The 13,524-nt window shown below is 62.0% G+C and carries 11 protein-coding genes; 10 read left to right on the top strand and 1 reads right to left on the bottom strand.

Going from position 1 to position 13,524, the window contains the following annotated elements; translation table 11 throughout:
- Nucleotides 1–130: 130 nt before the first annotated feature.
- The 6 genes from ACFQ95_RS21375 (at nt 131) to phnX (ending at nt 6,826) form a co-directional block, all read left to right on the top strand.
- A complete protein-coding gene (locus ACFQ95_RS21375) occupies nt 131–1,162 on the top strand; it encodes a putative 2-aminoethylphosphonate ABC transporter substrate-binding protein (RefSeq protein ID WP_422834279.1) in 1,032 nt (343 codons plus the stop codon).
- A 116-nt stretch (nt 1,163–1,278) separates the two neighbouring features.
- On the top strand, nt 1,279–2,379 hold the full coding sequence (locus ACFQ95_RS21370) for a putative 2-aminoethylphosphonate ABC transporter ATP-binding protein (protein WP_422834278.1): 1,101 nt from the start codon (nt 1,279–1,281) through the stop codon (nt 2,377–2,379).
- A gap of 2 nt (nt 2,380–2,381) precedes the next feature.
- Nucleotides 2,382–4,097 carry a putative 2-aminoethylphosphonate ABC transporter permease subunit gene (locus ACFQ95_RS21365; RefSeq protein ID WP_422834277.1) on the top strand — a complete coding sequence of 572 codons (1,716 nt, stop codon included), beginning with the start codon at nt 2,382–2,384 and terminating at the stop codon, nt 4,095–4,097.
- 53 nt (nt 4,098–4,150) lie between these two features.
- Complete coding sequence (locus tag ACFQ95_RS21360) at nt 4,151–4,834, top strand: HAD family hydrolase (RefSeq protein ID WP_422834275.1); 684 nt, start codon at nt 4,151–4,153, stop codon at nt 4,832–4,834.
- Between the two features lie 21 nt (nt 4,835–4,855).
- Complete coding sequence (locus tag ACFQ95_RS21355; RefSeq protein WP_422834274.1) at nt 4,856–5,992, top strand: TIGR03364 family FAD-dependent oxidoreductase; 1,137 nt, start codon at nt 4,856–4,858, stop codon at nt 5,990–5,992.
- Between the two features lie 15 nt (nt 5,993–6,007).
- A complete protein-coding gene (gene phnX, locus ACFQ95_RS21350; protein WP_422834272.1) occupies nt 6,008–6,826 on the top strand; it encodes a phosphonoacetaldehyde hydrolase in 819 nt (272 codons plus the stop codon).
- A gap of 73 nt (nt 6,827–6,899) precedes the next feature.
- Here the strand turns inward: phnX and fabI are convergent, their stop codons facing one another.
- Nucleotides 6,900–7,697 (bottom strand): enoyl-ACP reductase FabI, encoded by a 798-nt coding sequence (gene fabI / locus ACFQ95_RS21345; protein ID WP_422834270.1) that lies wholly within the window; start codon nt 7,695–7,697, stop codon nt 6,900–6,902.
- Between the two features lie 98 nt (nt 7,698–7,795).
- On the opposite strand from fabI, the gene ACFQ95_RS21340 reads away from it, so the two are divergent.
- Genes ACFQ95_RS21340 through ACFQ95_RS21325 form a run of 4 tightly spaced genes read left to right on the top strand, consistent with a single transcriptional unit; the run spans nt 7,796 to nt 13,452 of the window.
- On the top strand, nt 7,796–9,673 hold the full coding sequence (locus ACFQ95_RS21340) for an extracellular solute-binding protein (RefSeq protein WP_422834268.1): 1,878 nt from the start codon (nt 7,796–7,798) through the stop codon (nt 9,671–9,673).
- A gap of 4 nt (nt 9,674–9,677) precedes the next feature.
- Complete coding sequence (locus tag ACFQ95_RS21335; protein ID WP_422834266.1) at nt 9,678–10,715, top strand: microcin C ABC transporter permease YejB; 1,038 nt, start codon at nt 9,678–9,680, stop codon at nt 10,713–10,715.
- Nucleotides 10,712–11,830, top strand: coding sequence for an ABC transporter permease (locus tag ACFQ95_RS21330; protein ID WP_422834264.1), 1,119 nt, complete (start codon nt 10,712–10,714; stop codon nt 11,828–11,830). Before ACFQ95_RS21335 ends, ACFQ95_RS21330 begins: the two co-directional genes overlap by 4 nt.
- The gene (locus tag ACFQ95_RS21325) at nt 11,827–13,452 is read left to right on the top strand and encodes an ABC transporter ATP-binding protein (protein ID WP_422834263.1); all 1,626 of its coding nucleotides are present in this window, start codon (nt 11,827–11,829) and stop codon (nt 13,450–13,452) included. The genes ACFQ95_RS21330 and ACFQ95_RS21325 overlap by 4 nt, the downstream gene beginning before the upstream one ends.
- The last annotated feature ends 72 nt before the right edge of the window (nt 13,453–13,524 follow it).

Genomic DNA, 13,524 nt, shown 5'->3' with positions numbered 1-13,524 from the left:
AGATTGTCTACGATTTACAAAATGTGAAAGACAAAGAGTTTGGTGTGGCACCCATTTTGCTTGGGCTGTGTGTCATCAAGATGAAACACGCAGAAGTCACATTTCATTTCTTTTCACAAGGAGTCTTCCCATGAAGTTTTGGAAACCTGTGCTGGCCGGTGCCCTGGGCCTGCTCTGCGCAACCGGTGCGTTCGCGCAGAAAACGCAGTTGACGGTTTACACCGCGCTTGAAACCGACCAGCTCAAGGCCTACCAAGAAGCCTTCAACAAGGTCAACCCGGATATCGAGATCAAATGGGTGCGCGACTCCACGGGTGTGATCACCGCCAAGCTGCTGGCCGAAAAAGCCAACCCGCAGGCGGACGTGATCTGGGGCGTGGCGGCATCCAGCCTGGCTCTGTTTGATGCCAACGGCATGCTGCAGCCCTATGCGCCGCTGAACCTGGACGCGATCATGCCGCAGTACCGCGACAAGAAGAATCCGCCGGCCTGGTTTGGCATGGACGTGTTTGGCGCCGTGGTGTGTTTCAACACCGTGGAAGCGAAGAAACGCAACATCGCCATCCCCACCAGCTGGAAAGATCTGACCAAGCCCGAATTCAAGGGTCAGGTGGTGATGCCAAACCCCGCATCCTCGGGCACGGGTTACTTCGACGTGGCAGCCTGGCTGCAGCTGTGGGGTGATGACAACGGCAAGGGCGGCGGCTGGAAATACATGGACGCGCTGCACGAAAACATCGGCCAATACACACACTCGGGCTCCAAGCCCTGCAACATGGCGGCTTCGGGTGAATACGTGGCCGGCATTTCGTTCGAGTACCGTGGCTACACCAACAAGGCCAAGGGCGCGCCAATCGAGTTGGTGTTCCCCAAGGAAGGCCTGGGTTGGGATCTGGAAGGCTACGCCATCTACAAGGGCACGAAGAAGCTGGATGCCGCCAAGAAACTGGCCGACTGGGCTTCGAGCAAAGACGCCATGCTGCTGTATGGCAAGAACTTCGCCATCACCGCCCAGCCCGGCGTGGCGCCCAAGCTGCCTGGCATTCCAGACGACTATGAAGCACGTCTGATCAAGATGGACTTCACGACCTCGGCCGTGAACCGCGAGCGCACCTTGACCGAGTGGTCCAAGCGCTACGACGCCAAGAGCGAGAAGAAGTAAACATGTTGACGCCGCGCGCCATGAAAAGGCTTTTCAAGGCACGCGGCTTCCTGGCCCCCACGGGCTTGGGAATGCCGCGCGAGAAGCAGTCCCCGCTGCCAAAGGATGAGCAGACCATGCCTGCTGTTGACCAAGACGCCTATCTGCGCCTGAACAGCATACGCAAAAACTTCGGCGCTTTCCAGGCGTTGGACAACATCGCGCTGTCGATTCCGCGCGGCGAGTTTGTCTGTTTTCTCGGGCCCTCAGGCTGCGGCAAGACCACGCTGCTGCGCATCATTGCCGGGCTGGAGACACAAACCTCGGGCCAGATTTTCCAGGACGGGCGCGACATCTCGGTGTTGCCGCCCGCGCAGCGCGACTATGGCATCGTGTTCCAGTCGTACGCGCTGTTCCCCAATTTGACGATTGCCGACAACGTGGGCTACGGCCTGGTGAATCGGCGCGTGCCACGTGCGCAGATCCAGGCGCGCGTGAATGAACTGCTGGCCCTTGTGGGTCTGCCGGGCAGTGGTGCCAAATACCCGGCGCAAATGTCGGGCGGGCAGCAGCAGCGTGTGGCCTTGGCGCGAGCGCTGGCCATGTCGCCAGGCTTGTTGTTGCTGGACGAGCCGCTTTCCGCGCTCGACGCGATTGTGCGTGTGCACCTGCGCAACGAAATCCGCTCGCTGCAACGCCAACTGGGCGTGACCACCATCATGGTGACACACGACCAGGAAGAGGCCTTGTCGGTGGCTGACCGCATCGTGGTGATGAACCACGGCGTGATCGAGCAAGTGGGCACACCCATGCAGGTTTACCGCGAACCCGCCACACCGTTTGTGGCCGAGTTTGTCGGCAAGGTGAACAAGCTGCGAGCCACGGCCGAAGGTGACCGCTGGTTCCGCTGCGGCCAGTTGCGCCTGCAGTGTGCGCCCGAGTCTGGGGCCGATTTCCGCCCTGGGCGTGAAGTCTGTTTGTACCTGCGCCCCGAAGACCGTGTGCTCGATGGCTTGCAAGACACGCACCCCGGCCAGTGCCACGGCAAGGTGCAGCACATCGAATTCATGGGCAGCAACTGCCTGGCGCGTTTGGCCATCGACGAGATTCCGGACCAAACCGTGCAGTTGCAGTTTTCGCTGAACCAGATGGACGAATACGGCATACGTGAAGGCGCCAGCTTGCGCTTTGCGCTGCGTGTTGACCGCATGCGCGTGTTCCCCACGGCCGAGGTGTGAGCATGGCCGCCGCTGCCGTTGTTTTGTCCGCCCCACCGCAGCGCCAGCGCCTGCACTGGAGCGACCGTCTGGCGCATCTGCTGCTGGGCTTGATCCTGCTGTTCCTGGCGCTGGGCCTGGTGTCGCCATTGCTGGCTATTCTGTCGCAAGCCCTGGGTGGCACGGGCGAAAAAAGTGGCTGGGCCAATTTCACCGCTTACCTGGCTTCTCCCGCGCTGCTGCAAAGCCTGTGGAACAGTGTCTGGGTGTCGGTGCTGGTGACGTTGATTGTCATCCCATTGGCCTTCACTTTTGCCTATGCACTCACGCGCAGTTGCATGCCGTTCAAGGGCTTGCTGCGCACCATCACGCTGCTGCCGCTGTTGGCGCCATCGCTGCTGTCGGCGATTTCGCTGATCTACTGGTTTGGCAACCAGGGCGTGGCCAAGGACTTCTGGCTGGCCTTGGGTTTCAGTGGCATTTACGGCGCCTCGGGCATTGTGCTGGCCGAGTGTTTTGCGGTCTTTCCGCATGTGCTGATGGTGCTGGTGACGGCGCTCACGCTGGCCGATGCGCGGCTGTATGAAGCGGCCGATGCGCTGGGCACCAGCACACTGCGCAAATTTGTCACCATCACGCTGCCGGGCGCCAAATACGGCCTGATCTCGGCGGCTCTGGTCAGCCTCACGCTGGTGATGACGGACTTCGGCATTCCCAAAGTGGTGGGCGGCAACTTCAACGTGCTGGCCACCGATGTGTTCAAGCTGGTGATCGGCCAGCAGGACTTTCAGCGTGGCGCCGTGGTGGCCTTGCTGCTGCTCACACCAGCGGTCTTGACCTTCGTCGTCGACTTCTTTGTGCAGCGCAAACAAACCGCCATGCTCAGCGCACGTGCCGTGGCCTTGGTGCCCACGCCCGCGCGTGGTTTTGATCTGGCGATGACGCTGTTTTGCGCCCTGATCTGCGCGCTGATGCTGGCCATGTTTGGCATGGCGGTTTTCGCCTCGTTTGCCAAGCTCTGGCCCTACAACCTCACGCCTAGTTTGTCGCACTACATCGCCGGCCTGGTCGATGCCGAGCTGGATCAGGCCATGGTCAACAGCCTCAAGCTCGCCTTCGGCACGGCCACCATAGGCCCGGTGCTGGTGTTTGTCGGTGCCTATCTGCTGGAGAAAACGCGCGGCCTGGACTGGGCGCGCCCGGTCATCCGTTTGCTGGCCATGTTGCCCATGGCCGTGCCCGGCCTGGTGCTGGGCCTGGGCTACATCTTCTTCTTCAACGCACCGGCCAACCCGCTGAACTTTTTGTACCAGACCGGCGCGCTGCTGGTGTTGTGCACCATCGTGCACTTCTACACCACGGGTCACCTGACCGTGGTGACGGCGCTGAAGGCGATTGATGCGGAGTTCGAGGCCGTGTCGGGTTCGCTGAAGGTGCCGTTCTACACCACCTTCTGGCGCGTGACGGTGCCGATCTGCCTGCCCACGCTGCTGGATGTGTCGCGTTATTTCTTCATCAACGCCATGACCACCATCTCGGCCGTGGTGTTTTTGTATTCGCCCGACACCAAGCTGGCCTCGGTGGCGATTCTGAACTTGGACGAGGCCGGCGACACTGGCCCGGCCGCCGCCATGGCGGTGTTGATTGCGGGCACTTCGCTCATCGTCACCTTGGTCTACTTGGGTGTTGGCAAACTGGTGGAGCGGCGCACCCAGGCGTGGCGCAACCCGTCACGTTAGTCTGCAGCTTCGGCTTTTTTGTTAAAGAATTTTTGATGCAAGAAAAAAGAGATATGGTTCCCGGCCCCACCTTGGCCGTGTTCGACCTGGACAACACCCTGCTGACCGGCGACTCGGAAGTGCTGTGGGGGGCGTTTTTAATCGAGCATGGTGTGCTCGGCCCCGAGTTTGCCGAACGCAACCAGGCCATGGAGCGGCGCTACAACGCCGGTGAGGCCGTGCCCGGTGAGTTCTGCGCTTTTTTTGCCGCCACCTTGGCCGGCAAAACACCGGCCGAATGGCAGCCCTTGCGCAGCATGTTCATGCGCGACGTGATACTGCCGCGCCTGCCGCCATCGGCTTTTGCGCTGATGCGCCAATACCAGGCGCGTGGCGACCTGCTGGTGTTGAGCACCGCCACCAGCCGCTTCCTGGTGGAAGAAACTGCGCAGGTATTGGGCTTTGAACATTTGCTCGCCACCGAGCTGGAGAGTGATGCAGAAGGGCGCTTCACCGGCAAAACCCAGGATGTGCTGAACATGCGCGAGGGCAAGGTCACGCGCCTCAAGAGCTGGCTGACCGAGCGTGGCTGGGCCGCAGCGCCGACCTTGGCCAAGTCCAGCTTTCACAGCGACTCCATCAACGACTTGCCGCTGTTGCTGGCCGTGGGCCAGCCGGTGGTGGTAGACCCGGACAAGCGGCTCGAAGCCGAGGCCAGCACGCGTGGCTGGCCGGTGCTGCGCTTGCCGCGCAATTGAACTTTTTGACATCCCTAAACCATGCAAGACAATATTCAAGGCAGCAATCAATTTGATGTGATCGTGGTCGGCGCCGGCATCGTCGGCCTGGCCCATGCCTACACCGCCGCGCGCCGTGGCCTGAAGGTGTGTGTGCTGGAGCGCGACGCGGCCTGCGTGGGCGCTTCCATCCGCAACTTCGGCTTCATCACCGTCACCGGCCAGGGCGCTGGCGACACCTGGCGGCGTGCGCGCCGTGCCCGCGAAGTGTGGGGCGAGGTGGCGCCGCAAGCCGGCATACCGGTGCTGCACCAAGGCCTGTGGCTGTCGGCCTTCCGCCCCAAGGCTTTGGACGTGCTGCAGGCCTTTATGCAAACGCCCATGGCCGAGGCTTGTGAACTGGTGGATGCGGCCGAAGCCGTGCGCCGCGCACCGTCGCTGCAGTGGGACGGCGCCGCCGGCGGCCTCTACAGCCCGCATGAAATACGTGTGGAGTCACGCACCGCCATTGGCCAGCTCACGCGTTGGCTGGCCGAGGTCCATGGCGTGGTGTTCCGCTTCAGCGAAGCCGTGCTCGAGGTGTCCGCGCCCAAGGTACGCACCGCACGTGGCAGCTACTTTGCGGAGCGCGTGGCGGTTTGCACCAACACCGATTTAAACGGCCTGTTTGCCGAGCGCATCGCCGCACACAACTTGCAGCTCTGCCAGCTCCATATGCTGCGTGTGCGGCCCGAGGCGGGTTTCAAGCTGCCGTCCGCCGTGATGTCCGACCTGAGCCTGGTGCGTTACCACGGCTACAGCAAGCTGCCCGAGGCCGCTGCGCTGCGTGTGCAACTCGATGCGGAAGAAGCCGAGGCCCTGGCCCACGGCATTCACCTGATCGTGGTGCAAAGCGCCGATGGCTCCTTGGTGGTGGGCGACTCCCATCACTACGGCCCGGTGCTGGAGCCTTTTGCCAACCAGCGTGTGGACGACATCATCCTGCGCCACCTGCATGCCACGCTTCGCCTGAAAGAGGCGACCGTGACAGAACGCTGGGTTGGCACCTACCCCTCATCCGCCAGCACCGACTGCTTGATCGACCGGCCCGACGCGGCCACACGCCTGGTGCTGGTGACCAGCGGCACCGGTGCCAGCACGGCCTTTGGCATTGCCGAAGAAGTTTTCTCCGATTGGTAACCAAGCGCTCCAAAAATGACAAGCAATCAACACAACCAACTCAGCGCCGTCGTCTTCGACTGGGCCGGCACCATACTCGACTTTGGCTCCTGCGCGCCCATGGGCGCCTTTGTGCGCCTGTTCGAGAAGTTCGGCATAGACCTGACGATCGCAGAAGCCCGTGGCCCCATGGGCATGGCCAAGTGGGACCACATCCACGCTCTGGGTCAACTGCCGTGTGTCGCCGCGCAATGGGAAAAGCTGCATGGCAAGGCTTTCAGCAAGGCCGACGTGGACCACCTGTATGAGGTCTTCACGCCCATGAACGCGGCCGTGGTGGCCGACTTTGCGGACTTCATCCCCGGCGCCGTGGACATGGTCAACACGCTGCGCGCGCGCGGCCTGAAGATAGGCTCTACCACCGGCTACAACCGGCCCATCATGGACATCGTGTTGCCCATCGCCGAAAAGGGCGGCTACGTGCCCGACAACCTGGTCTGCGCCGGCGACCTGGCCGCCGGCCGGCCGTCGCCGCTGATGATGTACCGCACTTTTGCCGACCTGGGTGTGTGGCCGCCGCACACTGTGGTGAAGGTGGACGACACCGGCGTGGGCATAGAAGAGGGCTTGCACGCCGGCACCTGGACCGTGGGCCTGGCCATCAGCGGCAATGCAGTCGGTTTGAGCTTGGCCGAATGGCAGGCGCTGGACGCCCCGGCCCAGCAGGCCTTGCGCGAGACCGCTACCGCCCAGCTCAAGGCGGCGGGGGCGCACTACGTGATTGATTCGGTGGCCGACCTGCTGCCGGTGTTGGACGACATTGCGGCCAAGCTGCAGAAAGGACAACGCCCGTAAAAACGGGCGTTTCAAAAAGAATAGCTGTTGACGCTTATCTGGCAAGCGTCAGCGGCCAATTTTCCTTAAAAGATCAAGCCTCGGCCGCAGGCTCGGCAATGCCGCCCACGACGTGGCTGAAGCCGCCGTCCACATAGGTGATCTCGGCGGTGATGCCGCTGGCCAGGTCGGACAGCATGAAGGCGGCGGCGTTGCCCACGTCTTCAATCGTCACGTTGCGTCGTATCGGTGAAGTCTCGGCGACCACGCTCAAAATCTTGCCAAAACCCTTGATGCCGCTGGCCGCTAGCGTTTTGATGGGGCCGGCGCTGATGCCGTTAACACGCATGCCCTTGGGGCCCAGCGACTCGGCCAGGTAACGCACGCTGGCTTCGAGCGAGGCCTTGGCCAGGCCCATGGTGTTGTAGTTGGGCACGTGGCGGATGGCGCCCAGGTAGGTCAGCGTCAGCAGGGCTGACTTGGGGTTGAGGTAGGGCAGGGCCGCCTTGGCCATGGCCGGGAAGCTGTAGGCGCTGATGTCGTGTGCGATCTTGAAGCCTTCGCGGCTCAGGCCGTCGAGAAAGTCACCGGCAATGGCTTCGCGCGGCGCGTAGCCAATGCTGTGCACAAAGCCGTCAAACGTCGGCCAGGTCTGGGCCAGGTCGGCAAACAGCTTGGTGATTTGCGCGTCGTCGCCCACATCGCAATCAAAGATCAGCTTGGAGTCGAAGTCGGCAGCGAATTCCGTGATACGGTCTTTGAAACGCTCACCCACGTAGCTGAACGCCAACTCGGCGCCCTGTGCATGGCAGGCTTTGGCAATGCCATAGGCGATGGAGCGGTTGGACAACACGCCGGTGATCAACAATTTTTTGCCGGTGAGAAAACCCATGGTGAGCAATTTCCTAAAGTGCAAGTGCCAATATCATGGATATGACCGGCAAATGAACGGGTGATAAAACAGGTAACGATCTGGTGCAGAATTGTCGCATGCGTTTTTCATGGATTGCAGGGAGTCTGAGCTTATGGTGCTGCGCAGCCGTTCCGGCCTGGGCGGCGCATGGCTATGCGTTGTGGGACGAGCTGAAATACCCCGCCGGTTTCAGCCACTTTGCCTATGCCGACCCGAATGCCCCCAAGGGTGGTGAGATCCGGCTGGTGAGCAATGTGCGCAGCTCCACCTTCGACAAATACAACCCCTTCACCATCAAGGGCAGTGCACCGGCCTATCTGGGCGACATGTTGTTCGACACGCTGCTCACCGGTTCCATGGACGAAAACGGCTCGGGCTACGGCTTGTTGGCCGAAGATGTGTCGGTGCCCGCCGACCGCCTCAGCGCCACCTTTGTGTTGCGCAAGGAGGCCCGCTTCCATGATGGCCGGCCGGTGACGGCCGCCGATGTGCGCTTCACCTACGAGACGCTTGTGGGTCCATACACCTCGCCGGGTTACAAAACCCTGCTGGAAGACGTGGCCGGCATCGATGTGCTGGATGCGCGCACCGTGCGCTTTCGCTTCAAAAAACCCAACCGCGAACTGCCGCTGACCGTGGGTGGCCTGCCCATCTTCAGCCAGCGCTGGGGCATGGTGAACGGCAAGGCCAAGCGTTTTGACGAGGTGGTGATGGATCCGCCTATCAGCAGCGGCCCTTACCGCATTGGCCCGGTGAATTTCGGCAAAGACATCACCTACGTGCGTGACCCCGACTACTGGGCACGCGACCTGAACGTCAAGCGCGGCATGGACAACTTCGACCGCGTGACGGTCAAGATCTACAAGGACAACACCGCCAAGCTGGAAGCGCTGAAGGCTGGCGAGTTCGACCTGATGCGCTTTTTCTCGGCCGGCGACTGGGCGCGGCGTGTCAACGGGCGCAAGTTCGACAGTGGTGAACTGGTCAAGGGTGAGTTCAAGCACCAGTTGCCCACCGGCTTCCAAAGCTACGTGATCAACACCCGACGCGACAAGTTCAAGGACGCAAGAGTGCGTGAGGCCCTGGGCCTGGCATTTGATTTTGAATGGCTCAGCCGCCAGTTGTTTTATGGCGCCTATGAACGTGTCAACGGCTTGTTCGGCAATACCGATTGCCAGGCCAAGGGAAGCCCTACGGCGGAAGAACTGGCGCTGCTGAATCCATTGCGCAAAAACATTCCCGCTGCCGCCTTTGGCCCCATGACCACACCGCCGCGCACCGACGGAGATTCGTCGCTGCGGGCCAATCTGCGCAAAGCCCAGGCCTTGCTGCGCGAAGCCGGTTGGGAGGTGCGCGACGGCGCCTTGCGCAACGCCAAGGGTGAGGCGCTGGTGATCGACTACCTGGACAGCAACGAAGGCGGAGCCCGCGTGGTGGTGCCCTGGGCGCGCAACCTGGAAAAGCTGGGCATCAAGCTGAACTACCGCGCCGTGGACTTTGCGCTGTACCAGCAGCGGCTGAGCAAGTTCGAGTTCGACATCATGACCATCAACTTCCCCGGCACCAACAGCCCGGGGCAAGAGTTCGCCGACATGTTTGGCAGCAAGGCGGCCACGGTGGAGGATTCGGGCAACTACACCGGTGTCCAGAACCCGGCGGTCGATGCACTCATCAACCGCATGGTCAGCGCCAAAAGCAAGGCCGATCTGCTGCCAGCCTGCCGCGCCTTGGACCGGGTGATTGCCCACAGCCATATCCTGATTCCGCAGTATTCACAAAGCACCCACCGCATGGCCTACAACGCCTGGCGCTTGGCATGGCCACTGGAAGTGCCGCCGTATTCGCCGGGCGAGACCTGGGTGATACACACCTGGTGGTCGCGCCAGACCGAAGCGGGCAAGACGCAGGCGGCTGCCGCCGCCAAGCCCGCAGCATCTTCAGCGGAGGCGAAGTAATCCCATGCTGGCCTATGTCCTCAAGCGCCTCGCACTCATGGTGCCCACCTTGCTGGGGGTGCTGTTGATCACCTTTGCGGTGGTGCAGTTTGTGCCTGGCGGACCGGTGGAGCAGTATTTGGCGGAAGCCCGCGCGGGCGCCGGCCACGGCGCGGCCGAAGGTGCGGGCTTCAGCTACCGCGGCGGCCAGGGTGTGGACCCGAAGCGCATAGAACAAATCAAGGCGCTGTATGGCTTTGACAAGCCGGCGCACGAGCGCTTCTTCCAGATGCTGGGCCAGTTTGCGCGTTTTGATCTGGGGCGCAGCTTCTTCCAGAACAAGCCGGTGTCGCAGCTCATCATGGAGAAGCTGCCGGTGTCCATCAGCCTGGGCTTGTGGACGTTTTTCATCAGCTACCTGGTGGCCGTACCGCTAGGGGTGGCCAAGGCGGTGCGCGCCGGTTCACGCTTTGATCTGGTGACCACGCTGCTGGTGCTGGTGGGTTACGCCATTCCCGGCTTTGTGCTGGGGGTCTTGCTGCTGGTGGTGTTTGGCGGGCAACTGCAGTGGTTTCCGCTGCGTGGGCTGGTGTCCAGCAATTGGGCCGAACTGAGCTGGGGCGCCAAGATCATCGACTATCTGTGGCACATCGCGCTGCCCATTACCTCCATGGTGCTGGGCAGTTTTGCCGTCACCGCCATGTTGACGAAAAACGCCTTCCTCGAAGAAATACGCAAACAGTATGTGGTGACGGCGCGTGCCAAGGGTTTGGCCGAGCGCCAGGTGTTGTGGCGCCATGTGTTGCGCAATGCGCTGATCCCCATCGTCACGGGTTTTCCGGCGGCGTTTGTCGGCGCGTTTTTCACCGGCTCGTTGCTGATTGAAACCCTGTTTTCGCTCGACGGCCTGGGCCTGCTGAGCTACGAGAGTGTGATCCGGCGCGACTACCCGGTGGTGCTGGGCACGCTTTATCTGTTCACGCTGATTGGGCTGCTCACCAAGCTCATCAGCGACCTGTGCTACGTATGGGTCGACCCCCGGGTCAAGTTCGACAGCCTATGACAAACCACGCTGTGCCCACGTCCCCGAAATCAATCTCGCCGGGCCGCCGCGCCTGGAACCGTTTTAAACGCAACCGTCTTGGTTATTGGAGCCTGGTGATTTTTGTTGCCATGGTGCTGCTCAGCCTGACGGCCGAATTGGTGTCTAACGACCGGCCGCTGGTGGTCAGGTTCGAGGGCAAGTTTTATTACCCCATCGTGCAGTCGTACTCGGAGAAAACCTTTGGCGGCGACTTTGATACCGAAACCGATTACCTCGACCCCTTTATTCGTGGGCAACTGCAGAAAGATGGCAACTGGGCGGTTTTTGCGCCCAATCCCTACGGCGCCAAAACACTGAATTATTTTGCCAAGGCGCCCAATCCCTCGGGACCTTCCGCCGAGAACTGGCTGGGCACCGACGACCGCGGGCGCGACCTGCTGGCGCAGCTGATTTATGGCTTCAGGGTCAGCGTGTTGTTTGCGTTGGCGTTGACCTTCACCGGCATTGTGCTGGGTGTGGTGAGCGGCGCCATCCAGGGTTACTTTGGCGGGCGTACCGACCTGGTGTTCCAGCGCTTCATGGAAATCTGGGGTTCCATGCCCGAGCTGTACCTGCTGATCATCTTCAGCGCGGTGTTCGAGCCCAGTGTGGCCTTGTTGCTGGTGCTGTTGAGCCTGTTTGGCTGGCTGGGTTTGTCGGACTATGTGCGCGCCGAGTTTCTGCGCAACCGGCAGCTCGACTACGTGCGCTCGGCGCGCGCGCTGGGCCTGAGCAATTGGCAGATCATCGTGCGCCACGTATTGCCCAACAGCATGACGCCGGTGGTCACGTTTCTGCCGTTTCGCATGAGTGCCGCCATCCTGGCGCTGACCTCGCTAGACTTTCTCGGCCTGGGTGTGCCGCCGGGTACACCGTCTCTTGGCGAATTGCTGTCGCAAGGTAAGAACAACATCGACGCCTGGTGGATTTCGCTCTCCACCTTTGTGCTGCTGGTGAGCACACTGCTGCTGCTGACCTTCATGGGCGACGCGCTGCGTGATGCGCTCGATCCGCGCAAGGTGGACGCGCCCGAGCCGGTGCGGCAAAAAGACAAGCCAGCGGCCGCTGCGCTGGCGGCGGAGGGCCGGCCATGAGCCAGAACATGCTGCCAACCGGCCAGCCGCTGCTGGAGGTGCGCGACCTGCGTGTGGGTTTTGCCGGCCGCGAGGTGGTGCACGGTGTGCATTTCCAGGTGCATGCGGGTGAAAAGCTGGCCTTGGTGGGCGAGTCGGGCTCGGGTAAAACCATCACCGCCATGAGCCTGCTGCGCCTGGTGCAGGACGCCGAGGTGTCGGGCCAGGCGCTGTTCCACAGCCGAGATGGCCTGGTCGACCTGTGTGGGCTGAAGGAAGCCGCCTTGCGCGGCATTCGCGGGCAAGACGTGGCGATGATTTTCCAGGAGCCCATGGTGGCGCTGAACCCGGTGTTCCCGGTAGGTGCGCAAATTGCCGAGGTCCTGGAGGAAAAACTGGGTTATACGCGCACCGATGCTGCGCGAGAAGCTATTAAATTGTTAGCTGATACGGGCATTCCCGAGCCCGCTAGGCGGGCCAAGGCGTATCCGCACCAACTCTCCGGCGGGCAGCGCCAACGCGCCATGATCGCCATGGCCCTGGCCTGCAAACCGCGCCTGCTGCTGGCCGATGAGCCGACCACGGCACTCGACGTGAGCCTGCGCGGGCAAGTCCTGCAACTGCTGAGTGACTTGCAACACAGCAACGGCATGGCGGTGCTGCTGATCACCCACGATTTACACCTGGTGCGCAGGTTTGCCGACCGTGTGGCGGTGATGGAAAACGGCCATATTGTCGAAGTCGGGCCGGTGTCGCAGGTGTTTGCACACCCGCAACACGCCTACACCCGCAAGTTGCTCGACAGCCGGCCCGAGCGCGACGTGGTCAGTGCCGTGCACGACCGCCAGGTGGTGCCGGTGATGTCGGCTGAAAGCCTGCGTGTGAGTTATCCGGTGCCGATTCCCGGTGTCGAGGGCTGGTTCAAGAAGGGCTGCTTCGTCGCCGTGAAAGACGCCAATTTCAGCATCCGCCCAGGCCAAACCCTGGGTGTGGTGGGCGAGTCTGGCTCGGGCAAGTCGACCTTGGCGCTGGCCGCGCTGGGGCTGGTGCCGTTTTCTGGTGCTCTGGAAGTGCAGGGCGCGCATTGGAGCCGCAACGCCGCGCACAACAAGGCTTTGCGTGCGGTGGTGCAGGTTGTGTTCCAGGACCCGTTCTCGTCGCTGTCGCCGCGTATGACGGTGGAGGAAATTGTCTCCGAGGGACTGCGCGTGCACGCGCCGCTGCAGGCGCTGAGCGAGCAGCGCCAGGTGGTGCTGGATACGCTGGCCAGCGTGGGCATGAGCGAGGCCCAGTTCCCGGGCTTGCTGCAGCGTTATCCGCACGAGTTTTCGGGTGGCCAGCGGCAGCGGCTGGCGATTGCGCGCGCGCTGGTGGTCAACCCGCAACTGCTGGTGCTGGACGAGCCCACCAGTGCGCTCGACGTCACCATACAGAAGCAGGTGCTGCAACTGCTGCAGCAACTGCAGCGCCAGCGTGGCCTGAGTTATTTGCTGATCACCCACGACGTGGATGTGATCCGCGCCATGGCACATCAGGTGATGGTGATGAAAGACGGCGAAATCGTCGAATACGGGCCGGTGCAGCAACTGCTGGACACGCCACAACACAGCTACACCCGCATGCTGGTGGCCGCGGCGGCCTGATCGGCGCTGGATCCGCCGGTTTATCGTGCTTGGGCCGTGGTGCACCACTGGCCGAATGTGACTTTTTACGAT

The sequence above is a fragment of the Variovorax sp. HJSM1_2 genome, assembly GCF_049316285.1.
In the GTDB taxonomy this organism is placed as follows: domain Bacteria; phylum Pseudomonadota; class Gammaproteobacteria; order Burkholderiales; family Burkholderiaceae_C; genus Rhodoferax_B.
This window is presented reverse-complemented; position numbering and strand designations above follow the sequence as displayed.